The sequence below is a fragment of the Paraburkholderia sp. Cpub6 genome, assembly GCF_014201065.1.
Taxonomy (GTDB): Bacteria; Pseudomonadota; Gammaproteobacteria; order Burkholderiales; family Burkholderiaceae; genus Paraburkholderia; species Paraburkholderia tuberum.
Genome location: NZ_JACHDM010000006.1, coordinates 240,890 through 264,173, shown reverse-complemented (window position 1 = coordinate 264,173; position 23,284 = coordinate 240,890). Strand labels below are relative to the sequence as shown.

The following is a 23,284-nucleotide window of genomic DNA, read 5'->3' as shown; positions in this document are numbered from 1 at the left end:
GCTCGCCGCGCGGCCTGCAACCATCAGGAGACATTCAGGAACATGGGCGCTCTCAGTCATATCCGCGTGCTGGATCTCACCCGCGTGCTCGCCGGTCCGTGGTGCACGCAGACGCTCGCCGATTTCGGCGCCGACGTCATCAAGATCGAACGCCCCGAGGTCGGCGACGACACGCGCCACTGGGGGCCTCCCTATCTGAAAACGCCGGACGGCGCGGACACGCGCGAGGCCGCCTACTATCTCGCGGCGAACCGCAACAAGCGCTCGGTCACGCTCGACATCGCGTCGCCCGAGGGTCAGCGGATCGTGCGCGAACTGGCCGCGCAAAGCGACGTCGTGCTCGAGAACTACAAGGTCGGCCAGTTGAAGAAGTACGGCCTCGACTATGACTCGCTCAAAGAGGTCAAGCCCGACCTGATCTACTGCTCGGTCACGGGCTTCGGGCAGACCGGCCCGTATGCGCAGCGCGCCGGTTACGACTTCATCGTGCAGGGGATCGGCGGCTTCATGAGCATCACCGGCGAGCGTGACGGTCAGCCGGGCGGCGGCCCGCAGAAGGCCGGCGTCGCGATCGCCGACCTGATGACCGGCATGTACTCGACGATCGCGGTGCTGACCGCGCTCACGCACCGCGACCGCACCGGCGTTGGCCAATACATCGACATGGCGCTGCTCGACGTGCAGGTCGCGATGCTCGCCAACATGAACTCGAACTACCTCGCGAGCGGCCAGCCGCCGGTGCGCTGGGGCAATGCGCATCCGAACATCGTGCCCTACCAGACCTTCCAGACCAGCGACGGATGGATCATCGTCGCGGTCGGCAACGACGGACAGTTCCGCAAGTTCGTCGAAGTGGGCGGCCGCCCGGAACTCGCCGACGACGAGCGTTTCGCAACCAACCCCGCGCGCGTGCGCAACCGCGAACTGCTCGTGCCGATGCTCGCGGACATGGTCCGCCTGCAGGGCAAGCAGCAATGGATCGCGGCGCTCGAAGCGGCCGGCGTGCCGTGCGGGCCGATCAACAATCTCGACGAAGTGTTCGACAACGAGCAGGTGGTCGCGCGCGGTCTGCAGGTCGATCTGCCGCATCCGTCGGGCGGCACGGTCAAGCTCGTGCGCAATCCGATCACCATGACCGGCACGCCGCCGCAGGCGCTGAGCCATCCGCCGCTGCTCGGCGAGCATACCGAGCGGGTGCTGAGCGACGTGCTCGGATACGACGCGCAGACGATTGCCGAGTTGAAGCGCAAAGCGGTGATCTGATCGAGAAGGCGGCGAGACTCAGCGCATCGCCGTTAGCGAAGCCAGCCAGTCCCGCCCCTCGTCCCAATCGTCGAGACCGCTGTCGGCGTTGATGTGGCCGCGCGCGCCGATCCCGACCCAGCGGCTGCCCCACGCGTTCGCGCAGGTTTGTGAAAACGGCACGCCGCCATAAGGATCGTCGCTGCTCGCCACCACGATCGTCGCAAACGGCAGGCGGGTGAGCGGCACCGGTGCAAAGCCGCCCGCGTCCCTCGGGAAGTGCGCTTGGTCCGGATCGGGCACGGCGACCAGCAGCGCGCCGGCCACCTTCGCGAGCTGCGCCGCGCTTGCGTACTGCGAGGCCCAGAACGCCGTGGTCAGACAGCCGAGGCTGTGAGCGGCGAACACGACCGGCGCGTCCACGGCGTCAAGCGCGGCGGCCAGCGTACGGCACCAGGCGTCGCGCGAAGGGTGGTCCCAGTCCGGCATCTGCACGCGGACGACCGCGGGATCGAGCGCTTCCCTGCGCGTTTGCCAGTGGCCTGGGCCGGAGTCCAGATAGCCCGGCAATACGAGTGTGGTTGGTTGGTGTTCGCTCATTGTGCTTCCCCGTGTTCGGCTTATCGCCCGCTCGCGGGATAGCGCGGCGGGCCGTCTACCGTATCACGCGCGCCACGCCGCCACCACGGGGATCGCTCGCGGGCTCGGGTGTCGTGCCGTCCACGCGGATCATCTGCACGTCGCCGTTGAACGACTGCTGCTCGACCGTAAAGCCGAGCGCCTTCAATTGTGTGGCGAGCTCATCCGGCGCGCGACGGTACGGCTCGAAGTAGATCGTCTTTGGCGGCAGCAGCTGATGATGGAAACGCATCGCGGCGAGCGCGTCCGTCGGTGACATGTCGAAGTCGTACAGATTCGTCATCACCTGGAAGATCGTCGTCAGGATGCGAGAGCCGCCGGGCGTGCCGATCGCTAGCGCGATCTTGCCGTCCTTCAGCAGCAGCGTGGGCGTCATCGACGAAATCGGGCGGCGGCCCGGCGCGATCGCATCCGGCTCGGCATCGGCGGCGCCGGGTGTCGACGCCGCGCCCGTCGCGCCAGCGACGGCTGGCTTGATCACGAAATCGTCCATCGCATCGTTCAGCAGGAACCCGCCGCCGTCCACCACGACGCCGGAGCCGAAATCGCCGTTCAGCGTGTAGGTGTTCGACACCGCGTTGCCCCATTTGTCGACCACCGAGAAATGCGTGGTTTGCGCCTTCTCCGCCGCCGCGCCGCCGTCGACACCGGGTTTCACCGTCGCGGCGGCCGGCGCTTCGTCGGCTTTGACTTCGGCCGCGCGCTGCGCGAGGTAGGCGTCGTCGATCAGCTTCGCGACCGGCACCGGCGATGCGTCCGGGTCGCCGATATGGCGCTGCCGGTCCGCGAACACGCGATCCTCGATCTGCGCGATCAGATGGATGTACGGCGCAGAATTCAACGCAAGGCCGTCGAACGCCGGCTGCAGATCGGCCCGCATCTTCAGCATCTGGATCAGCCCGAGGCCGCCGGAGCTCGGCGGCGGCGCGGTGATCACGCGGTAGCCGTGCCAGTCGGCCGCGAGCGGCTCGCGCCACAGAGCCTTGTACTGGCTCAGATCCTGGCTCGTGATCAAGCCGTGGCCGTACATCTGCGCGGCGATCATTTGAGCGGTGCGGCCCTCGTAAAACTCGCGGCCGCCGTCGCTCGCGATCCGCCCCAGCGTCTGCGCGAGTTCCGGTTGGCGCAGCATCGCGCCCGCCTTCAGGTTCGCGAAGTAGGCGTCGAAATTGGTCTTGCCCGCGAAACTCTTGGCGGCCGCGTCGCGTCGCTGCTGCAGCCGCGGGTCGACCTGGAAGCCGTCGGTCGCGTAATGGATCGCGGGCGCGAGCACCTGCTTCCATTTGAGCTTGCCGAAGCGCCGCTGCGCTTCCCACATGCCATCGACAGTGCCCGGCACGGCCGCCGCGCGATGCCCGACCGTGCTCATGCCCGGCGCCACGTTGCCCTTGTCGTCGAGGTACATGTCGCGGGTCGCCTGCTGCGGCGCGCGCTCGCGATAGTCGAGAAAATACGGCTTGCCGTCGACCAGCAGCGTCATGAAGCCGCCGCCGCCGAGGTTGCCCGCATCGGGCCGCGTGACGGCGAGCGTGAAGGCCATCGCAACCGCGGCATCGACCGCGTTGCCGCCTGCGGCGAAGATCTGCTGCGCGGTGTCAGCGCTGTAGCTGTCCGGCGCGGCGACTGCCGACGCATCGAGCGCCGGCTTCGGCGCCGGTGTTTTCGCGGCGGCGGACAGCGGCGCGGCCACGTTCACGGCAAGCACGGCAAACCAGGCCGAAGCGAGCACACGACGGTTACGGCAAGAAAATCGGGCGCTAGCCAAAGCGCGGGCAAAGGGCGCGCGAAACGCGCCGTGCGTCGGGACAGACATCCGAGAAAACTCCGGCAACGAGGCGAGCATGGCGCACGAGCAGCGGAGCCTCGTGCAGGAAGATGAGGACAGCGTGGACGGCTCGAGCAAGCCCGCCCCGCGCGAAGGCCCAGCACAGGCGCGCGGGCCGCGCGCAGCAGCGCATCCTAAGTCGGCGCGTCGCGCGTCGCCAACCCGTTTTACCTCCTGTTACAGCCCCGCGCGCCGGCTTCCCTGACTCCGGCAGCCGCGCCAAACTCACTGCGCCGTTGGCTGCGCGCCGCAACCACCTGCCGCGAACGGGCTCGTCAGGTAGAATTGACGGCTACACGGGCGCATTGCGCGCCCCCATGGACTCTCATCTTCTCGCATGAATACCGAACGCAACGACGCGCCCGCGGCATCCAATTTCATCCGCAACATCATCGACGACGACAACCGCACCGGCAAATGGAACCAGCGTGTCGAAACGCGCTTCCCGCCGGAGCCGAACGGCTATCTGCACATCGGTCACGCAAAGAGCATCTGCCTGAACTTCGGCGTCGCGCGCAGCTACGGCGGCGTGTGCCATCTGCGCTTCGACGACACCAATCCGGAGAAGGAAAGCGTCGAGTACGTCGAGTCGATCATCGACTCGGTGCGCTGGCTCGGCTTCGAATGGGAAAAGGACCGCACCGAGCATCTGTACTTCGCGAGCGACTACTACGACAAGCTGTACGAGTTCGCGGAGCTGCTGATCCAGCGCGGCAAGGCTTACGTGGATAGCCAGTCGGCCGAGGAAATCCGCGCGAACCGCGGCTCGGCCGCCGAGGTCGGCACGCCGTCGCGCTTCCGCGAGCGTTCGGTCGCGGAAAACCTCGACCTGTTCCGCCGCATGAAGGCGGGCGAGTTCAAGGAAGGCGAGCACGTGCTGCGCGCGAAGATCGACATGTCGTCGCCGAACTTCAACATGCGCGACCCGGTCATCTACCGCATCCGCTTCGCGCATCACTACCGTACCGGCGACACCTGGTGCGTGTACCCGATGTACGACTACACGCACTGCATCTCGGACGCGCTCGAAAACATCACGCATTCGCTGTGCACGCTCGAGTTCGAAGATCACCGCCCACTGTACGACTGGATCCTGAACGAACTCGCCGAGGCCGGTGTCTTCGGGCGTCCGCTGCCGCAGCAAATCGAGTTTTCGCGCCTGAACCTGACCTATGCGATCACCAGCAAGCGCAAGCTGCTGCAACTCGTCAACGAAGGCCATGTGGAAGGCTGGGACGACCCACGCATGCCGACCATCGTCGGCGTGCGCCGGCGTGGCTTCACGCCCGAGTCGATCCAGCTGTTCTGCGAGCGCATCGGCGTGACCAAGGTCGACTCGTGGATCGACATGAGCGTGTTCGAAGGCGCGCTGCGCGACGATCTCGACGAGAAGGCACCGCGCATCGCCGCCGTGCTCGATCCGGTCAAGCTGATCATCGACAACTTCCCCGAACGCCTCACCGAGCCGTGCCACGCACCGGTGCATCCGCATCATCCGGAACAGGGCATGCGAGAGTTTCCGATTTCGCGCGAGCTGTGGATCGAGCGCGAGGACTTCACTGAGACGCCGCCGAAAGGCTATTTCCGCCTGTTCCCGGGCAACAAGGTACGGCTGCGCTACGGCTACGTGATCGAATGCACGCACGCGGACAAGGACGAGAACGGCAATATCGTCGCGGTGCACTGCAACTACTTCCCGGACAGCAAATCGGGCACCGAAGGCGCGAACAATTACAAGGTCAAGGGCAACATCCACTGGGTCAGCGCGGCGGCCGCGTGCCCGGCCGAAGTACGCATCTACGACCGGCTGTTCAAGGAACCGCAACCGGACGCCGGCGGCCGCGACTTCCTCGAAGCGCTGAATCCGGACTCGAAACGCGTGGTCCAGGCCTACCTCGAAACCGGCGCGCGCCATGCGCTGCCGGAGCAGCGCTACCAGTTCGAGCGCCACGGCTACTTCGTCGCCGACCGCGTCGATTCGAAGCCGGGTAAGCCCGTATTCAACCGCATCGTCAGTCTGCGCGACAGTTGGGGCAAGCCGGCCTGAGCCCGCGCCGGCGAGGGCCCGGCGTTGCGGGCCCATCCGGGTTGCCGGATGTTTCGATCGACACTCACTGCGCGCTCGCCCGAGCGCGCCGGTCCGGGAGGTCCGATGAAGGTTGCAGGCCGCCACGGGGAAGGGTCTGAAGGCAGGGTTCGCGTCGCACGGAGCGCGCGCGGCTCACGCTTCCCGCGTCTGCTGCGCGGCATGCACAGCGTGCTGCTTACGCTGGCCGCCTGCGGCGTGCTCGCGTTCACCGGCCCCGCCCGCGCGGATGAACTGACCGGCACGCTGAGAAAGATCCACGACGACGGCGTCGTCGTGCTCGGCGTGCGAGAGGCGTCGATCCCGTTCTCGTACTTCGACGGCAAGCGCACGGTCGGCTACTCGCAGGCGATCGCAATGCAGATCGTCGATGAAATCAGGAAAACGCTCGGCATGGCGCAGCTGCGGGTTCACGAAATCACGGTAACGTCGTCGAACCGCACGCCGATGCTGCTGAACAACCAGATCGATCTCGAATGCGGCTCGACCACGCACACGGTCGAGCGCGAAAACGTCGCCGCGTTTTCAGACAGCTTTTTCCAGTACGCGGTGCGCATGATCACGCGCAGGAACAGCGGCATCACCGATTTCCCCGATCTGGCCGGCAAGCCGGTCGTGACGACCGCGGGCACGTCCGACGAGCGCCTGCTGCGCAGCCTCAACACCGACAAGCAGCTGAACATGCGCATCATGAGCGTGCGCGACCATCAGGACGCCTTCAACGCGATGAAGGACGGTCACGCGGTGGCGTTCGTGATGGACGAGCCGATCGTCTACGGTTTCAAGGCGACCGACCCGCATCCCGACGATTTCATCGTGACGGGCACGCCGCTTGGCTACGAGGTTTATGCGTGCATGTTCCGCAAGGGCGACGAGCCGTTCCGCGCGCTCGTGAATCGCGTGATCGTGCGCTCGCAGACGTCCGGCGACGCCGAGCGTCTGTATCGGCAGTGGTTCACGCAGCCGATTCCGCCGCATGGCATCAACGTCAATTTCCCGCTGTCGGAGCAGAACCGCGCGTTGTTCGCGCATCCGAACGACCACGCGCTCGATTGACGGCGGCGTGCGCCGTCTATAGCGACCGGTGCAACTCCGTGAGCGACAGCGTCGTCTCGAAGAGCCGCGTCAGACTACGGCTCGCGTAGCGCGGCACCTCTTCGATCGACGCCCAGCGGTAGTCGTCCATTTCGGGGATCAGCGTGCCGTCCGAGCGGCGCGGAAACAGCGACGTGCAGGTGCACGTGCTCAGATCGAGCTCGCCGGCACCCGCGCGGGCCGCGAACAGATGCAGGTCCTTGTCGCGCCGGTAGACGAACAGGCCGAGATCCTTCAGCCGATCGGCCTCGAGCGCGATGCCGGTTTCCTCGACCATCTCGCGCAGCGCCGTCACGTGCGGCGCCTCGCCGTCCTCGCCCTGGCCTTTCGGGATGTCCCAGTGCGTCGTTTCGGTGGCGTGCGCGAGCAGCACGCGTCCGTCGGGATCGAGCAGCACGATCCCGCACGAGACGATTCGCGGGCTCATCGCGCAGCCTCACTGCATGCACCTCTCGCGCCGCGCTCACGCATGCTCAACGCTTCTGCAGCTGCCAGGCGCCACCTTCCTTGCAGAAGTTCGGACGCAGGTTCATCGATTGCCCTTTCGCATTGAGTACGACCCCGAGGGTGCGGCAGGTGCGTGCGCCTTCGGTCGAGGTGCTGTCCATCGAGATGGTCGCGTCGATCTTCACGCTATTGCCGGTGCCGTCGTTGACCCACGTGAAGCTCTCGCCGTCCTTCCTGTCATTGAGCGCGCTCATGACCGCATGCTTGATCGAGTCGTTGTCACGCTGTCTCATATAGGTGATCGGCGTGTCGCCCAGAAAGCCGAGGTTCGCCGCTTGCGCGCCGATCGCCGCACCGAGCAGGAGGCTCGCGGCACTGAGGTGGAACAGCACACGGGTTCGCGACGACATGTAGGACTCTCCTCGAAGTGTGCACGGCGCGCACGGGCGCACGGCGGCTTTTGATCCTGACCTCAAAAGCATAGCATGCACACTTCGGCAGGCAGCGCGCCATCGACGCGGCCATCAACGCGCGGCGGCCGTCCCCTGCAGGCGGAACGTGTTGACGACGTCGCGCAGCATCTGCGCCTGCTCCTGCATCGACTGCGCGGCGGCCGCCGCCTGTTCGACCATTGCCGCGTTCTGCTGCGTGGTCTCGTCCATCTGCGCAATCGCGAGATTGACCTGCTCGATGCCGCGGCTCTGCTCGTCGGACGCGGCGGAAATCTCGCTGATGATGTCGGTCACGCGCTTCACCGCATCGACGAGCGACTCCATCGTGCCGCCCGCCTTCTCGACGAGCGTCTTGCCGCTGCCGACGCGAGCGACCGAATCCTCGATCAACGTCTTGATCTCCTTGGCCGCGTCGGCGCTGCGGCGCGCGAGGTTGCGCACCTCGCCCGCGACGACCGCGAAGCCGCGGCCCTCCTCGCCGGCGCGCGCGGCTTCGACGGCCGCGTTCAGCGCGAGGATGTTGGTTTGAAACGCGATGCTTTCGATCACGCCGATGATATCGACCACCCGCGCCGAGCTCGCCGCGATGCTCTGCATGTTCGCGACGACGTGCTGCACGGCCTCGCCGCCCTCGCCCGCGAGCTGCGACGCCGAGCGCGCCATGCGATTGGCCTGCAGCGCGTTGTCGGCGTTCTGCTTGACGGTCGCCGTCAGCTGCTCCATGCTCGCGGCCGTTTCGCCGAGCGACGACGCCTGCTGTTCCGTTCGCGCCGACAGATCGAGATTGCCCGCGGCGATCTCTTCGGCCGCGACCGTGATCGTTTCGGTGCCGCCGCGAATGCGCCGGATCGCGTCGGCGAGGCGGCTTTGCATGCGCTGCATCGCGAACAGCATGCTTTCCTGATCGTCGCCGGCCAGCGTGACCGGGCACGACAGATCGCCGTCGGCGATCGTCTGCGCGACGCTCGCCGCATAGGCGGGCTCGCCGCCGAGACTGCGCTTCACGTTGCGGATGATCAGCACGAGCGCGACGGTGCTGACGCTGCCGATCACGAGGATCGTCAGCAGATAGCGCAGCAGGTCGGCGCGGAACGCCGCGTCGATGTCGTTGACGTAGACACCCGAAATCAGAAACCAGTCCCACGCGGCAAAGCGCTTGACGAAGCTGATCTTCGGCACGCGCTCGTTGTTGCCGGCGAGGCGGCCCATGTAATCGACGAAGCCCTGCCCGTGCGCCTGCGCGACCTTGACCATTTCGACGAACAGCAGCTTGCCGTCGCTGTCCGCGTAGTGCGACACGTCCTTGTTGCGCAGATCGGCGAGCATCGGATGCATGATCACGACCGGCGTGGCAGTCGACACGATCATGTAGCCGCTGCCGGGGTAGCGCATCGCGGACAGGCGCGCCAGCGCCTGCTGCCGCGCCTGTTCGGGCGTCAGCTCGTGCTGGTCGGCGCGCTGCGCGTAGTCGGCGACGATGCCGTACGCGCTTTCCACGACGTTCTGCACCGCCGACTTGCGCTCGGCCAGCATCGTCGCGCGCGACTGCCATGCGGCCCAGCCGCCGAGGCCGAGCAGGCCGAGCCACGTAATCAGCAGCGCGAGCCAGAGTTTGGTGTTGAGGCTAAGTCGGTTCACGCTGATTCCTCCATCGCGGCGCGTCACACGGTTCTGTTGAATTAACGGCGCCGCGCGCGATTTCCTGAGTCGGGAAACACCCGAAGCGAGCCGTACGAACACGCGACAGCCTGGCAGCCACCGGGCGCGCAACATGGCACAAAAACAAAAAGGGTTACCGGCGCGAAACCTGTAACCCTTCGATGATTCTGGTACGGCAGGAGGGGCTCGAACCCCCGACCCTCGGCTTAGAAGGCCGATGCTCTATCCAGCTGAGCTACTGCCGTATGGATCGATATCTGCATGAAACCGGCACTCGCGGCGAGCCGCCCGATTTCCCACAAACTAAAATTCTAACTGAGCTGCAACCAACCGGGCCCGGATTATAACCGATCGCCCGGCGCGCTCAGACCGGCTGCGGATGCAGCATGAACCAGCCGAGGAACAGGATCCCCGCGATCGCGCAGTACGCGCCGAACGACGCGAGACGTCCGCGGCCTTCGAAATAGCGCATCAGGAAACGCACGCTCAGGTACGCTGCGATCGCGGTCAGCACGCCGCCGAGCACCGCGTCGGCAAGCTGGCTCGGCGCGTGAAGCAGCTTCGGCAGTTCGAGTACGCCAGCCGCGAAAATGATCGGCGTGCCGAGCAAGAACGAAAACTCGGCGGCTTTCTCGGTGGTGAGGCCGGCCGCATTGCCGGCGATCATCGTCAGGCCACTGCGCGAGAAGCCCGGAATCAGCGCGCCGATCTGCGCGAGGCCGACGAAGAACGCCTGGCGGAACGTCAGCTTTTCCGGCGGTTGATGCGCGCGCGCGCGTTGCAGACGATCGCCGAACCACAGCAGCACGCCATTCACGATCAACGCAATCGCGACGATCCGCAGATCATGAAAAAGCGCCTCGAGGCGCTTTTCCAGCACGAGACCGACGAGGCCCGCCGGAATCGTACCGATGATCAGCGCCCACATCATGTGACCGTCGTCGTTGCGGCGGCCGCCGAGCGACGCTAAGAAACCGCGCACCAGCGCGTACCAGCGCGCGCGGAAGTACCACAGCAGCGCGAACGCGGTGCCGAGATGCAGGGCGACGAGGAATGGCAGCAGTTGCGGTGCATGCTTGTCGATATGCATGTCGAACAGGGCTGGCACGAGCAGCGTGTGGCCAAGACTGCTCACCGGAAACAGTTCGGTAACGCCTTGCAGCACGCTCAGAAAAATGAGAAACGACAGGTTCACGCGGCGATCCTTGTAAGCAAAGTGTCGGGAACTGCGCGCCGCACAAAAGGGGGAGCCGGCGCGTCAAAGGCGCACCGATTATGCCTGGCTACACACTCAGCGCCAAGCGGTTAGGCCACATTCGGAGAGATATTGACGCGCCGCGTCACAACTCGACACCGTTGTTACGCGAGAGCAAGAAAGCGGGCGGCGGATTCGTCGCGCGCGTGCTGCGAAAGCAGGGAATGAAACCAGCGGATCAGCGCTTGAGAGAGTGGAAGAAGTAGTACGTGCTGGCGGTGAATATTCCGAATAAGCCCACCGCCATTGCCATTGCGAGATCCATGATGCCTCCTGAGCCGATTCGCCCGGGAGTCGGATGGACCGGACGCTCAGCCGGATTATCAATAGGATTCGCCCTTTTCCGACACCCGCAATTTCCCGGGAAGGGTTTCCCCGTAGCGCAAAGCAGCGCAAAATCGCGGTTTCGCCGCGCGAGACGCTGTCGCCGCGAATGGCGCAAAACGCCGCTTCGATGCAGAGGCAACGGCCGACCCACGCGGCCGCTTTGCACGACCCTCAACCTCTATCTGGCTAGCTATTGACCATGCCCCTCTCCCCGGAACAGGACATTCTCGAGATTGCCCAGGACGCCTCGGTGCTCCGTTTTTCGCCGCAAGCCGGCGGCCGTCTGCTGTCGTGGACGATCGACGGCGAAGAGGTGATTCACTGGCCCGAGCACGCCGACTGGAGCGTGCCCGCGCGGATTCGCGGCGGCAATCCGCTGCTGTTTCCATTTCTCGGCCGTCATCGCGTCGACGGCAAGATCGGCTATTGGCGTGACGCGCGGGGCACCGTGCGCGAGCTGCCAATGCACGGCTTCGCGCGCGACCTGCCGTTCGAGCCTCACGCCGACGTGCATGGCGCCGGCCTGCGGATGGTTCTGACCGACAGTGACGCGACCCGCAGCTCCTATCCGTTCGGCTTCCGCTTCGAGGCCGCCTACGAGCTCATCGATCCGCGCACGCTCGACGTGACGCTGACCACCACCAATACCGGCGACGCGCGCCTGCCCTACTACGCCGGCCATCACTTCTACTTCACGCTGCCGCACACGCAGCGCGCGCAAACGACGATCGAACTGCCGCGCACCGAGCGGTGCCGTCAGCTCGAGGACGGCTCGATCAGCCCCGCCGAGCCGGGCGAAGCGAGCTACACGCTCGACGAAGACCGGATCTACGATCGCTTCCATTGCCTGACCGGCACGCCCGATCGACCGGTGAGGGTCGAGGCGCCGGGCATCGATCGCGTGATCACGATCGATCTGCAGCGGCCCGGCTCGGTGCCCTGGTACGCGGTGACGACGTGGACTGAAACGCCGCAGTCGGACTTTTACTGCGTGGAGCCGTGGCTCGGGTTGCCCGATGCGATCCACAACGGCCGAGGTTTGCGCTGGCTCGAGCCGGGACAAACCGAAACGGCGGCACTGCGCATTACCGTCGAGAAGACCAGCTGATACGCCGGCGCCGGCGGCGAGCCGCTCGAAGCGGCCGCCCGCCACTTCGCTCTCCTCGCCGGGGGGCGCAACACAAAACCGTTAGAATCGAACGCTTTGTCTGTCTGTGCCGCGTGATCGGGATCAGCGCGCGGCAGTGCTTTGCGAGGTCCAATGCTGGAAACGACAAGAATCAAACGACTCGGCTGCGCGGCATTGCTCGCGCTGCTCGCCGCGTGCGGGTCGGCGCCGGTGGGACCGGGCTACTACCGGGTCGAACGGGGCGACACGCTGTCGAAAATCGCGCGCGGCAACCGGCAATCGGTGCAGAACATCGCACGCTGGAACAACCTGACCAATCCCGACAGGATCGAGGTCGGCCAGGTGCTGCGCGTCGCGCCGCCAGGCGGCGCGGCGTCGACGAGCGGCGCGATCCGCAGCGGCGGTGGCGATAGCAGCAGTGGCAGCGCGAGCGCGGCGGCCGCGCCGCGTCCTGCGCCCGCGGACACTGCGCCGGCGACCGCGCCCGCGTCGATCTCGCTGGTATGGCCGGCCGACGGCACGGTGTTCCGCCGTTTCGACGGCGGCAACTCGAAGGGTATCGATATTGCCGCGGCGGCCGGCACGCCCATCGTCGCGGCGGCGCCTGGCACCGTCGTCTATGCGGGCAACGGTCTGCGCGGCTACGGCAATCTGCTGATCCTCAAGCACAACGCCGACTATCTGACCGCTTACGCGCATAACCGCGCGCTGTTGGTGAAGGAAGGCGAATCGGTCAAGCGCGGCCAGAAAATCGCCGAAATGGGCGACACCGATACCGATCGCGTGATGCTGCATTTCGAACTGCGCTACCAGGGCCGCTCGATCGATCCGTCGAAAGAACTGCCACCACGCTAGGCGACGGGCGCGAGAACCCGCCGTGCTATAAACGCTCAATTCGAAGCGGCGTGGCTGCGCGCCACGCCCTTCGGTTATCTGCAAGGAATCTGAAATGAAAAGCCCATTGGCGCGCGTCGCGGCGGCTGCGACGATCAGTCTTGGCCTCCTGACGCTCGGCGGCCTCGGCGGCTGCTCGACCACGACCACGATGACCTATCTGCCGAGCGGCGACACCGGCTTCGCGATCAACTGCAGCGGCAGCGATGCCAGCACGAGCTGGGCCGAGTGCTACAAGCGCGCGGGCGAAACCTGCGGCAACTACGGGTACGACGTGGTTTCGAAAGACGTCGACAACGGCGCGACGTCGGGCGGCACGATCGGTGGGATTTTCGGCGCGAATGTGAAAAACCGTTCGATGGTCATCCGCTGCAAGCAGTAAAAGGCAGCGGGCCGTGCGGCACGCGCGGCCGCCGAGCGGCAGAGCGTCACCGCTTAGCGGCGCCGCCAGCGCCCGGAGCGCGGATCGATGCGCGCGGCGAAGCGCACCAGCAACGCGAGCGCGATTAGCCATACGCCGACAAAAATGATCACCCCGGTCATGAGTCTCGCGCCGAAACAAATAATCCACCATCATCGGCCGCATATGTGAATTCGTGGTGAAGATCGCCGCGGCAGGTTAAACATCCGCGTAAATCCATTCAAAAAAAAGCCCGGCACGAGGCCGGGCTAACGGGGGTTCGGCGCATATCGGCAAAGGACCGGTTCACCATGCGCCAGAACGAAATCTAACAATCTGTATTTCCAAGCGCAATGCATTAATTTTGCGGCCAATGTTACACGGCGTACGGATTCCGCAATCCGTGAATCGGAAATGTCGGAATCAGACCGGCTTAATGCGCCGCAGCTGGGATACTCCACACGCCGAATCATTCAAACCAGGAATGTCGGAGTATCGCACCGGCTAATGTTCCTGGGCTATCGGCGGAAAGTCCCGCCAAACCAGCAGAGGAAAGACGTCTGGCCGAATAACACTAACTCATTCGGCAATAACGCCGCTTTGGCTCGCGAATATTAACTTGGTGCGGAAACGCACGTAACGCATCGATTAGTCGCGGCAACTCTTCCGAATAAGCGCCGATACGTTTTCACAACAAATTCGCGAATAGTGAAATCTTTAACATTGACAATTCCGCCGACAATATTGAAACCGCATTCAAACTCGTTTCAGTTTTGAATATTCGGACGATTAATGGCCGGTGCTGGTGGGCGGCACGCCTCGTGTGCCGCCGTCGTTGAATCCGCCGGCATCCAGGTTCAGAATCCGATTCAGTCAGCGCTGCATAAAAAACCGCCCGGCACGTTGCGCAAGGCCGCCACGCGGCCCGCCGGTCCTTGCCAATAGTTTATAGTGACGGCCCCGTCCGACCCTGTCCACGATGACTTCCAACGACGCCTCCCAAAGCCCCCTTTATGCGAAGCTGCTCGGCGAAACCGCCAAGATCGGCTGGAGCGAACTCGAACGTTTTTTTGCGCGCGGCATACTGCTGCACGTCGCGCGCGACCTCGATCTCGTGAGCGTCGCCGAGGCAATCGCCAACGACGACACCACCCGGGTCGCCCAATGGTTGTCCTCCGGCCTCGTCGTGCGCGTTCAGTCGGAGACGGCCGCCGATTTCGCCGCGCGCGACCCCGAGCTGTGGGCCGTCGTCGTCTCTCCTTGGGTGTGCGTGCAGGAGCGCTCTTGAACGACGCGAGGACGCCCGATGCCGGTACGCCCGATGCCGGTATGCCCCTCGCCGCGCGATCCGAACCCGCCGCACACCCAGCCAGCGCGCCCGCGCTGCCGGTGCGCTGGCATCGCCGGGTGCTCGCGCTCGCGTTGCCGATCGTCCTCGCGAATCTGACGCAACCGATCCTCGGCGCGGTCGACACCGCCGTCGCTGGTCATCTGGACAGTGCCTCTTACCTCGGCGGCGTCGCGCTCGGCGGGCTCTTCTTCAACTTCGTGTTCTGGGGCTTCGGCTTCCTGCGCATGGGCACGACCGGCCTCGTCGCGCAGGCGCACGGCGCGGGCCGCAGCGACGAGTTGCGCAACACCGTCGTGCGCGCACTGCTGATGGCGGCCGCGATCGGCGCACTGGTGCTGCTCGTGCAGCAACCGCTGATCGACTATGCGCTGCGGGCGATCGGCGGCAGCGACGCCGTGCAGCAGCACGCGCAGGTTTATTGCCACGCGCGCATCTGGGCCGCGCCGCTCGCGCTCGGCAACTACGTGATACTCGGCTGGCTGCTCGGCACGCAGCAGGTGCGGCTCGCATTGCTGTCGCAGGTCTTCATCAACAGCGTGAACATCGCCGCGGTGCTGCTGTACGTGTACGCGTTTCATTGGGGCGTGGCCGGCATCGGCGCGGCTACCGCGACCGCCGACGCGCTCGGCTTCGTGCTCGGGCTCGCCCTGCTATGGCACGGCAGGCCGCGCGGCCTGCCCGCGCTGAATCGCGCCGCCTTGTTCGACGCCGCCGCGCTGAAGCGGCTCGTCGTGCTCAATCGCGACATCTTCGTGCGCACGCTGTGCCTGCTGTCGTCGTTCGGCTGGTTCGCGCATCTCGGCGCGCGACAAGGCGACGCGACGCTCGCCGCGAACGCATTGCTACTCAATTTCCAGACCTTCATGGCGTACGGGCTCGACGGTTTCGCGCACGCGGCCGAGGCGCTGGTCGGCGCGGCGATCGGTGCGCGCGATCGTCACGCGTTCGCGCAGGCGGTCAAGGTCACCGCGCTGTGGTCGGCGCTCGGCGCGCTCGGCTTCTCGTGCGTGTACTGGGGCGCGGGCGCGTGGATCATCGAGCGGCTGACCGATCAGGCCGCCGTGCGTGCCGCGGCCGAAACCTATCTGCCGTGGGCGGCGCTGTCGCCGGTCATTTCGGTGTGGGGCTTCCTGCTCGACGGCGTGTTCATCGGCGCGACGCGAACGCGCGAGCTGATGATGTCGATGGTGGTGTCGCTTGCGGTGTTCGTGGCGGCGGCGTCGGCATTGCTCGCGTGGCACGGCAATCACGGGCTGTGGATCGCGCTGCTGATCTTCATGGCCACGCGTGGCGCAACGCTCGCGCGTTACCTGCCGGGCGTGTCGCGGGGGATTGCGGCCGCCTAGCGCGGTGCGCTGGGCACCGTTGGCTATTCGGCGGACGACAGACCGTTACGGCTTGAAACAAGCGCATACATATCGCATAACGAGCGCGTCCTGGAATGCTCTCAGCCCGTGCTCTCCGCGCGAACCGTCGGCACGGGTCAGAAGTGCCGGCGTGCCCGCGCCGGTGCTTCGCTTTCCCCGCCCTTTCCCGATCGTTTTCACTTCAACGAGCGCTCACTGCGCGACGGGCGCGGGCACCATCGCGGGCGGCCGATCGTCGGTGGGCACGCCGTGGTAGTCGGCGGGATCATGTGGTGGGCTACCGCGATGCGCGGACGGATTGTCCGCACAGCCGGCGACGCCGGCGCACAACAGCAAGGCAAGAGTCAGAACGCGGGTCATTTTGCAATCGTCTCCGGGACAAAGCGATGGCGGACGTCCGCCGGCGCGCCGAGAGTCTAACCGCAAAGCGCGTTCGGCGACGCCATCACACACCTTGTGCGTCGCTCGTTCCAGTTCGTGAGATTTCGCCGGACGTGCGCTACTATGGGTTCGTGGCTGAACCTACCGGGAGACTGCCATGGACGGTGAATCGATCGCGGGCCTGATCGGGCTCGCAATAGGCCTGATCGTGCTGGTGGCGTTGTCGATCTTCGAATCGCGGGCCTACCGGCGTGAACACGATGGCGAGGGCATGCTGCACCACTGGACGCATCAGCATCTACATATGCCGCATTGGAGGCGTCCAAGGCATTGATGCGGGTGATCTTCGACTCTGACCGAATGGCCTCTGGCCGCGGCACCGGCATGTCACGGTGCCCCAGTCGCGCGGTTCGCTCGATGACGCGTTGACCGGCGTTGCGGCGCCTGCGCGCATCGAGGTCCGCTGGACGTGCGCAACGCTTTTCCAGTTCTTTGGGCATACATACCTCGAACGACGACGCTTCCTGCGTCGCTCTCTCCTTCTGCGCTTTCGTCCAAGGCCTCACTGCATCGAGCTTAACGGGTGATGGGCACATGCCTTGCTGGTTCCGATCCAGCAACAGACGCGCGACACCCGTGTCGATTGTCGCGGCGCGCGCGCCAAACCAGCGTGAAGATGCGGCCAGCGATTTCGCGGCCCCCTCAAAAAGGAGAACGCCATGACCGTCGGAACCATTCTGCTAATCGTGCTCATCCTGCTGCTGATCGGCGCGTTGCCAAGCTGGCCGTATAGCAGCGGCTGGGGCTATCGGCCGACTGGACTCGTCGGCGTCGTGCTGATCATCGTGATCGTTCTGCTGTTGATGGGGCGTATATAGCCCACCGCGAGGCCGGCGCGAGCCCGCTACGGTGAACGTCGTTGCCCGTGCGGTTGGGGCCGCCAGGGGATTGACGCTCCTGCCCGCACCCCCTATACTCTCGGATTCGTCGGAGCGTAGCGCAGCCTGGTAGCGCATCTGATTTGGGATCAGAGGGTCGTAGGTTCGAATCCTATCGCTCCGACCACGAAAAGCAGGTCGAAACCCGCGAAGCCTCCGGCTTCGCGGGTTTTTGCTTTTTTGGCTCGCGTTCACGTGGACGCCGACAGCCGCCCCGTCAGGCACTCGCCTTGCAAATCATCACCCGCGCATGCGACAGTGCTTGATGCAGGTACCTCGCTGCGAAGACGCGCAAGCCCGCCGCAACGCCATCCCAAGCCGCTCAAAAAGGAGACTCCCATGGACCTGATCCTCTGGCGTCACGCCGAAGCAGAAGATGTCGCCGCGAGCGATCTCTCCCGCTCGCTCACCACGCGCGGCCGCAAGCAGGCGCAGAACGCCGCGAAATGGCTGCGCGCCCGTTTGCCCGACGACGTGGTCATACTCGCGAGCCCCGCCGTGCGCACCATCCAGACCGCCGAGACGTTGAGCGACCAGTACCGCGTCGTGCGCGAACTCGCGCCGAACGCGAGCGCGAACGACGTCCTGGAAGCGGCTGGCTGGCCCGGCGGCATCGCGCAAACCGTGGTGATCGTCGGCCATCAACCGACGCTCGGCCACGTCGCCGCGCAATTGCTCGGCGACAGCCGCGCGAGCTGGCCACTGAAAAAAGCCGGCATCTGGTGGATCGAGAGCCGCGAGCGCAACGGCGAAGATGAGGCGGTGTTGCGCGCCGCCATCAGCCCCGATCTGATCTAAGCGCGCGCGTCGCGCGACACCTCCGACATTACAGGCACCCACGCGAGGGCTTACGGGCAGTCATCCAATCGTCACGGCTTTGCCATGCGAGCGTCACCGCGCGTTACTACATTGGCGAAAAAAGAAATCCTCACTCTTTTCGACCAGGACAGCCAATGCGAGAACTGCCGACGCCCACCCTGCCCTTCGCCTCGCTTTTCGAACCGCGCCGTCTGCCGCGCGCCGAGGAAACGGTCACCGCGCAGCATCGCCTGCAAGTGTCGTGGGCGCGTACCGACGAAGAGCTGCGTGAAGCGCAGCGTCTACGCTATCGCGTCTTCGCCGACGAAATGGGCGCACGCCTCAGCGGCCCCGCGGGCCTCGACGTCGATGCCTTCGATTCGTACTGCGACCATTTGCTGGTACGCGATCTCGACACGTTGAAAGTAGTCGGCACGTATCGCGCTCTGCCGCCGCATCAGGCCGCGCGCATCGGCCGTCTATATGCGGAAAGCGAGTTCGACGTGTCGCGTCTCACGCATCTGCGCGCGAAGATGGTCGAGGTCGGTCGCTCGTGCGTGCATCCGGACTATCGCAGCGGCTCGGTGATCATGTCGCTATGGGCTGGGCTCGCCGCGTACATGAAGCACAACGGCTACGAGACGATGCTCGGCTGCGCGAGCGTCGCGATGGCCGACGGCGGCCACTATGCGGCGAACCTGTATTGCTCGCTGCGCGACAACGCGCTGACCGCGCCCGAATATCGCGCGTTCCCGCATACGCCGCTGCCGGTCGACGAACTGCAGACGGGTGCCGCCGTCGCGCCGCCCCCGCTCGTGAAGGGCTACTTGCGTCTCGGCGCGAAGATTTGCGGCGCACCGGCGTGGGACCCTGACTTCAATACCGCGGATTTCCTGACGCTGTTCCGTCTGTCCGATATCAACGCGCGCTATGCGCGGCACTTCCTCGGCGATGCGTTGCCGCGATAAGCTGCGCCGAGATACGAAAAAGCCCTGCATTCGCAGGGCTTTTTTTGTTCATGCACACGCCGCGGATCGACGCGTGCGTCGATCCGCATCGCGTCAATCGTCCGTATAAACGACACGGTACGGAATCCCGACTTTCTCCCACTCCGCCGCCTCCTGGATCAGGCTGTAATCCGTCAACGGATTGTTGGCGACCCACTCGTTCGGCAAACGCACCTCGTAACCGCCGTTCGCCTGAGCAACCGTGATGCCCGGCAGGCCGACGTCCGCGCGTCGACGGCACAGCAACGCCGCAAGCCGCAGACAGAACAGCAGCGGCCATTCGACGTCACGCGTCTGCGACAGCTTGCCGAGCTTGCCCGCGTGGCCGAGCACGAGCGCGGCGAGGCGCGCCTGGTCGGTACGCGAAAAGCCCGGCATGTCGGCATTGCTCGCGATATAAGCCGAGTGTTTGTGATACGCGCTATGCGAGATCGACAGGCCGATTTCGTGTAGCGACGCCGCCCAGCCGATGAACATGCGGTTTTCCGCGCGGCGTTCCTCGTCCGGTTCGACGAACTGGTCGTAGAAGCTCGTCGACAGATCGCCGATGCGCCCCGCCTGCGGGCGATCGACGCCATAGCGGCGCATGAAGCCCTCGACCGTCACCGTACGCATGTCCTCGTGCTGCGAACGGCCGAGCAGGTCGTACATGACGCCGAGGCGCAGCGCGCCGTCGGTGGTGTCGACATAGTCGACGCCCAGTTCGTCGAACACCGCGATCATGATCGACAGCCCGCCCGCGAGCACCGGCACGCGGTCGCTCTTCAGCGCAATCAGTTTCAGCCGGTTGACGTTTTCGGCCTTGATCAGCGCGCGCTTGAGCCGCTCGAGGCCGCCGCGCGAAATGCCGTGGGTGACGCCCGCATCGTTGAAATTGTTCGCCTCGACCAGTTCGGCGAGCGCGCGCGCGGTGCCCGACGAGCCGATCGCCTGCTCCCAGCCGGTCTTCTTGTATTCGGCGGAAATGATCTGGATTTCGCGGCGCGCGGCGAGCTCGGCCTGGCGCATCGTGTACTCGTCGACGTTGCCGGCCGGGAAAAACGCGCGGCTATGGCTCACGCAGCCGATATACAAGCTCTCCATCATCATCGGCGTGTAGTGCGAGCCGATGATGAATTCCGTCGAGCCACCGCCAATATCGACGACGAGCCGCTTGCCCGCGCTCGCCGGCACCGAGTGCGCGGCGCCCGCATAAATCAGGCGCGCTTCCTCGCGCCCGGCGATCACCTCGATCGGAAAACCGAGCGCGGCCTGCGCTTCGCCGAGAAATTCGCCCGCATTCTTCGCGATGCGCAGCGTATTGGTCGCGACCGCGCGCACGTGGTCCGGATGAAAATCGCGCAACCGCTCGCCGAAGCGCTTCAGCGCATCCCAGCCACGCACCTGCGATGCGCGATCGAGCATCTTGTCGCTCGATAGCCCGGCCGCGAGCCGCACCGGCTCGCGCAAGGCGTCGACCTGATAGATCTGGCTGCCCGCGTCGGTTTCCTCGACCCGGCCCACGATGAGCCGGAAGCTGTTCGAACCGAGATCGACGGCGGCGAGGAGATGAGGAAGATTGACCATCGGGTAAGCGTACTCCATGCGCGCGAGCGCCGCGGCTGCGGCCGAGGGCGTGGCGGCGGGCTCCGGCAGCGCCACGCGCCTGCCCGGCGCCTTCGGCGCATGGTGCGCGTCGCGGCCAGCCGCACTGTTCAAAGACGCCATTCTAAGCGTAGCAGCCTTCACGGTGTCACCTCGCGGCGCAGGGAGTTCGGTATCGTCGCATAGGTAGCGCGTCATATTGACGACAGAGGACGATTGCGGCATAAAATCTTAAAAACATCGCCGATGTCATCAGGACGTCACCAAACCGTGAGAATTTCCGAGCGTCTTTCCGTCTCCATTTCAGACATTCCAATCTCGCCGCCGATGTCCATCCGCTATCCCCTGTTGAATCGCGAGCTGGGCATTCTGGGTTTCAATGAGCGTGTGTTGGCGCAAGCCGCCGATCCCGCCGTCCCCTTGCTCGAACGTCTCCGCTTTATCTGCATCACCAGTAGCAACCTCGACGAATTTTTCGAAGTCCGCATGGCCGGGCTTCAGGAACAGATGGGCGACAACCCCGGCGCATTGTCGCCCGACGGCATGTCGCTGCTTCACATGTACGACCTCGTGGTCGAACGTGCGCAGAAGCTCGTGCATCGCCAGTACACGATGCTGCACGACACGGTGCTCACCGCGCTCGAACAGGAAGGCATCTATTTCCACGGCAACGAAGCCTGGAGCGACGCGCAGACCGAATGGGCGCGCAACTACTTCTTCAACGAACTGCTGCCGGTGCTCACGCCGATCGGTCTCGACCCCGCGCATCCGTTTCCGCGCGTGCTGAACAAGAGCCTGAACTTCGTCGTCGAGCTCGAGGGCAAGGACGCGTTCGGCCGTCAGGCGATGATGGGCATCGTGCAGGCGCCGCGCGCGCTGCCGCGACTCGTGCGCATGCCGCAGGAGCTGTCGGGTTATCCGCATGGCTTCGTGCTGCTGAGCTCGCTGCTCCAACACTTTGTCGGCGAGCTGTTTCCGAATCTCTTCGTGCGCAGCTGCAATCAGTTTCGCATCACGCGCAACAGCGAGCTGTTCGTCGACGAAGACGAAATCACCAATCTGCGCGTCGCGTTGCAGGGCGAACTGCCGGCGCGGCATCTGGGCAATGCGGTGCGGCTCGAAGTGTCGGCGGAAACGCCCACGCATGTGGTGCGGCGCCTGCTCGACGAAAGCGGTCTGTCGAACAAGGACTGCTACTACGTGAACGGCCCCGTCAATCTGGTGCGGCTGATGCAGCTGCCCGAGATGGTCGACCGGCCGGATCTGAAGTTCGTGCCGCACATTCCGTCGACGCCGAGGCAGATCGCCAACAGCGCGAGCATGTTCGACGTGATCGATCAGGGCGACGTGCTGCTGCATCATCCGTACGAGAGCTTCCAGCCGGTGCTCGAGCTGCTGTTGCAGGCTGCCAAGGACCCGAACGTGGTCGCGATCAAGCAGACCATCTATCGGACCGGCACCGACTCGCCGCTGATGGATGCGCTGATGCAGGCCGCGCGCAACGGCAAGGAAGTCACGGTGGTCGTCGAGCTGCTCGCGCGCTTCGACGAGGAAACCAACATCAACTGGGCCTCGCAGCTCGAAGCGGTCGGCGCGCACGTGGTCTACGGCGTAGTCGGCCACAAGTGCCACGCGAAGATGATGCTGATCGTGCGACGCGTGTCGGCGGGCGGCAAGGCGAGCCTGAAACGCTACGTGCACCTCGGCACGGGCAACTATCACCCGCGCACCGCGCGCCTCTATACCGATTTCGGTCTGATGACCGCCGATCAGAAGATCTGCGAGGACGTGCACCATGTGTTCCAGCAGCTCACCGGCATCGGCGGCGAGCTGACGCTACACGAGCTGTGGCAGTCGCCGTTCACGCTGCATCCGAAGCTCGTCGACGCGATCCGCAAGGAAGCCGAGCATGCGCGCGCGGGCAAGAAGGCGCGCATCGTCGCGAAGATGAACGCGCTGCTCGAGCCGACGGTGATCGCCGAGCTGTACGAAGCATCGCAGGCCGGCGTGAAGATCGATCTGATCGTGCGCGGCGTGTGCTCGCTGCAGCCGGGCGTGCAAGGGCTCTCCGAGAACATCACGGTGCGCTCGATCGTCGGGCGCTTTCTCGAACACCATCGCATCTACTACTTCTACGACGGCGGCAAGGAACAGGTCTATCTGTCGAGCGCCGACTGGATGGATCGCAATCTGTTCCGGCGCGTCGAAGTCGCATTCCCGGTCAACAACCGGCGACTGAAGCGGCGCGTGATCGCGGAAGGGCTGTCGGCGTTTCTCGGCGACAACCAGTCGGCCTGGTTGATGCAGAGCGACGGTCACTATCGCCGGCGCCGGCCGGGCAAGGCGTCGCGCAATGCTCAGATGAGTCTGCTCGGCAAGTTCTGTTCGTAGTCGCCCGCGTTTCGGGT

Annotated in this window: 21 protein-coding genes and 2 tRNA genes; 14 read left to right on the top strand and 9 right to left on the bottom strand. The window is 65.2% G+C overall.

From position 1 onward, the window contains the following. Positions 1-42 precede the first annotated feature (42 nt). The gene (locus tag HDG33_RS14145) at positions 43-1,263 is read left to right on the top strand and encodes a CaiB/BaiF CoA-transferase family protein (protein ID WP_184028764.1); all 1,221 of its coding nucleotides are present in this window, start codon (positions 43-45) and stop codon (positions 1,261-1,263) included. 18 nt (positions 1,264-1,281) lie between these two features. On the opposite strand, the gene HDG33_RS14140 is transcribed toward HDG33_RS14145, so the two are convergent. Next, positions 1,282-1,842: an alpha/beta hydrolase gene (locus HDG33_RS14140; protein ID WP_184028390.1), complete on the bottom strand. Its 561-nt coding sequence runs from the start codon at positions 1,840-1,842 to the stop codon at positions 1,282-1,284. A gap of 55 nt (positions 1,843-1,897) precedes the next feature. Beyond that, positions 1,898-3,694, bottom strand: a complete 1,797-nt coding sequence (ggt, locus tag HDG33_RS14135; protein ID WP_184028387.1) for a gamma-glutamyltransferase — start codon at positions 3,692-3,694, stop codon at positions 1,898-1,900. A gap of 349 nt (positions 3,695-4,043) precedes the next feature. Between ggt and HDG33_RS14130 the strand changes: the two genes are divergently transcribed. Together HDG33_RS14130 and HDG33_RS14125 are read left to right on the top strand one after the other, a co-directional pair. Continuing rightward, positions 4,044-5,753 (top strand): glutamine--tRNA ligase/YqeY domain fusion protein, encoded by a 1,710-nt coding sequence (locus tag HDG33_RS14130; RefSeq protein ID WP_184028384.1) that lies wholly within the window; start codon positions 4,044-4,046, stop codon positions 5,751-5,753. Positions 5,754-5,954: 201 nt separating this feature from the next. Beyond that, positions 5,955-6,848 (top strand): transporter substrate-binding domain-containing protein, encoded by an 894-nt coding sequence (locus tag HDG33_RS14125; RefSeq protein ID WP_184028761.1) that lies wholly within the window; start codon positions 5,955-5,957, stop codon positions 6,846-6,848. Between the two features lie 16 nt (positions 6,849-6,864). Here the strand turns inward: HDG33_RS14125 and HDG33_RS14120 are convergent, their stop codons facing one another. The 5 genes from HDG33_RS14120 to HDG33_RS14100 form a co-directional block, all read right to left on the bottom strand. After that, the gene (locus tag HDG33_RS14120) at positions 6,865-7,314 is read right to left on the bottom strand and encodes an NUDIX hydrolase (RefSeq protein ID WP_184028381.1); all 450 of its coding nucleotides are present in this window, start codon (positions 7,312-7,314) and stop codon (positions 6,865-6,867) included. 46 nt (positions 7,315-7,360) lie between these two features. Continuing rightward, positions 7,361-7,744, bottom strand: coding sequence for a hypothetical protein (locus tag HDG33_RS14115; RefSeq protein ID WP_184028375.1), 384 nt, complete (start codon positions 7,742-7,744; stop codon positions 7,361-7,363). 114 nt (positions 7,745-7,858) lie between these two features. Continuing rightward, on the bottom strand, positions 7,859-9,424 hold the full coding sequence (locus HDG33_RS14110) for a methyl-accepting chemotaxis protein (RefSeq protein WP_184028367.1): 1,566 nt from the start codon (positions 9,422-9,424) through the stop codon (positions 7,859-7,861). A 189-nt stretch (positions 9,425-9,613) separates the two neighbouring features. Continuing rightward, positions 9,614-9,690: transfer RNA gene (locus tag HDG33_RS14105), tRNA-Arg, on the bottom strand. 119 nt (positions 9,691-9,809) lie between these two features. After that, positions 9,810-10,640, bottom strand: coding sequence for an undecaprenyl-diphosphate phosphatase (locus HDG33_RS14100; protein ID WP_184028364.1), 831 nt, complete (start codon positions 10,638-10,640; stop codon positions 9,810-9,812). A gap of 586 nt (positions 10,641-11,226) precedes the next feature. Here HDG33_RS14100 and HDG33_RS14095 point away from each other — a divergent pair. The 5 genes from HDG33_RS14095 to HDG33_RS14075 all read left to right on the top strand — a co-directional run bounded on the left by HDG33_RS14095 (position 11,227) and on the right by HDG33_RS14075 (position 16,147). Next, positions 11,227-12,135 carry an aldose epimerase gene (locus tag HDG33_RS14095; protein ID WP_184028361.1) on the top strand — a complete coding sequence of 303 codons (909 nt, stop codon included), beginning with the start codon at positions 11,227-11,229 and terminating at the stop codon, positions 12,133-12,135. 153 nt (positions 12,136-12,288) lie between these two features. Next, a complete protein-coding gene (locus HDG33_RS14090) occupies positions 12,289-13,011 on the top strand; it encodes a peptidoglycan DD-metalloendopeptidase family protein (protein WP_184028358.1) in 723 nt (240 codons plus the stop codon). A gap of 94 nt (positions 13,012-13,105) precedes the next feature. Beyond that, positions 13,106-13,432 carry a hypothetical protein gene (locus HDG33_RS14085; protein ID WP_090801089.1) on the top strand — a complete coding sequence of 109 codons (327 nt, stop codon included), beginning with the start codon at positions 13,106-13,108 and terminating at the stop codon, positions 13,430-13,432. A gap of 997 nt (positions 13,433-14,429) precedes the next feature. Further along, the gene (locus HDG33_RS14080) at positions 14,430-14,738 is read left to right on the top strand and encodes a DUF2288 domain-containing protein (RefSeq protein WP_090801091.1); all 309 of its coding nucleotides are present in this window, start codon (positions 14,430-14,432) and stop codon (positions 14,736-14,738) included. Positions 14,739-14,779: 41 nt separating this feature from the next. Further along, positions 14,780-16,147 (top strand): MATE family efflux transporter, encoded by a 1,368-nt coding sequence (locus HDG33_RS14075; RefSeq protein ID WP_184028758.1) that lies wholly within the window; start codon positions 14,780-14,782, stop codon positions 16,145-16,147. A gap of 213 nt (positions 16,148-16,360) precedes the next feature. On the opposite strand, the gene HDG33_RS14070 is transcribed toward HDG33_RS14075, so the two are convergent. After that, positions 16,361-16,528, bottom strand: coding sequence for a hypothetical protein (locus HDG33_RS14070; protein WP_167368601.1), 168 nt, complete (start codon positions 16,526-16,528; stop codon positions 16,361-16,363). A 178-nt stretch (positions 16,529-16,706) separates the two neighbouring features. On the opposite strand from HDG33_RS14070, the gene HDG33_RS14065 reads away from it, so the two are divergent. The 5 genes from HDG33_RS14065 to HDG33_RS14045 all read left to right on the top strand — a co-directional run bounded on the left by HDG33_RS14065 (position 16,707) and on the right by HDG33_RS14045 (position 19,253). After that, the gene (locus HDG33_RS14065; RefSeq protein ID WP_018421224.1) at positions 16,707-16,883 is read left to right on the top strand and encodes a hypothetical protein; all 177 of its coding nucleotides are present in this window, start codon (positions 16,707-16,709) and stop codon (positions 16,881-16,883) included. Positions 16,884-17,268: 385 nt separating this feature from the next. Then, the gene (locus HDG33_RS14060; protein WP_090801093.1) at positions 17,269-17,427 is read left to right on the top strand and encodes a DUF3309 family protein; all 159 of its coding nucleotides are present in this window, start codon (positions 17,269-17,271) and stop codon (positions 17,425-17,427) included. A 110-nt stretch (positions 17,428-17,537) separates the two neighbouring features. Then, positions 17,538-17,614 (top strand) — tRNA-Pro (locus HDG33_RS14055). A 212-nt stretch (positions 17,615-17,826) separates the two neighbouring features. Then, complete coding sequence (locus tag HDG33_RS14050) at positions 17,827-18,285, top strand: histidine phosphatase family protein (RefSeq protein ID WP_184028355.1); 459 nt, start codon at positions 17,827-17,829, stop codon at positions 18,283-18,285. Positions 18,286-18,440: 155 nt separating this feature from the next. Further along, a complete protein-coding gene (locus HDG33_RS14045; RefSeq protein ID WP_184028352.1) occupies positions 18,441-19,253 on the top strand; it encodes a GNAT family N-acetyltransferase in 813 nt (270 codons plus the stop codon). A 93-nt stretch (positions 19,254-19,346) separates the two neighbouring features. Here HDG33_RS14045 and ppx read toward each other — a convergent pair whose 3' ends face one another. After that, complete coding sequence (gene ppx, locus HDG33_RS14040) at positions 19,347-20,999, bottom strand: exopolyphosphatase (protein WP_184028349.1); 1,653 nt, start codon at positions 20,997-20,999, stop codon at positions 19,347-19,349. A gap of 204 nt (positions 21,000-21,203) precedes the next feature. Here ppx and ppk1 point away from each other — a divergent pair, with 204 nt between their 5' ends. Next, the gene (ppk1, locus tag HDG33_RS14035) at positions 21,204-23,267 is read left to right on the top strand and encodes a polyphosphate kinase 1 (protein ID WP_184028755.1); all 2,064 of its coding nucleotides are present in this window, start codon (positions 21,204-21,206) and stop codon (positions 23,265-23,267) included. The last annotated feature ends 17 nt before the right edge of the window (positions 23,268-23,284 follow it).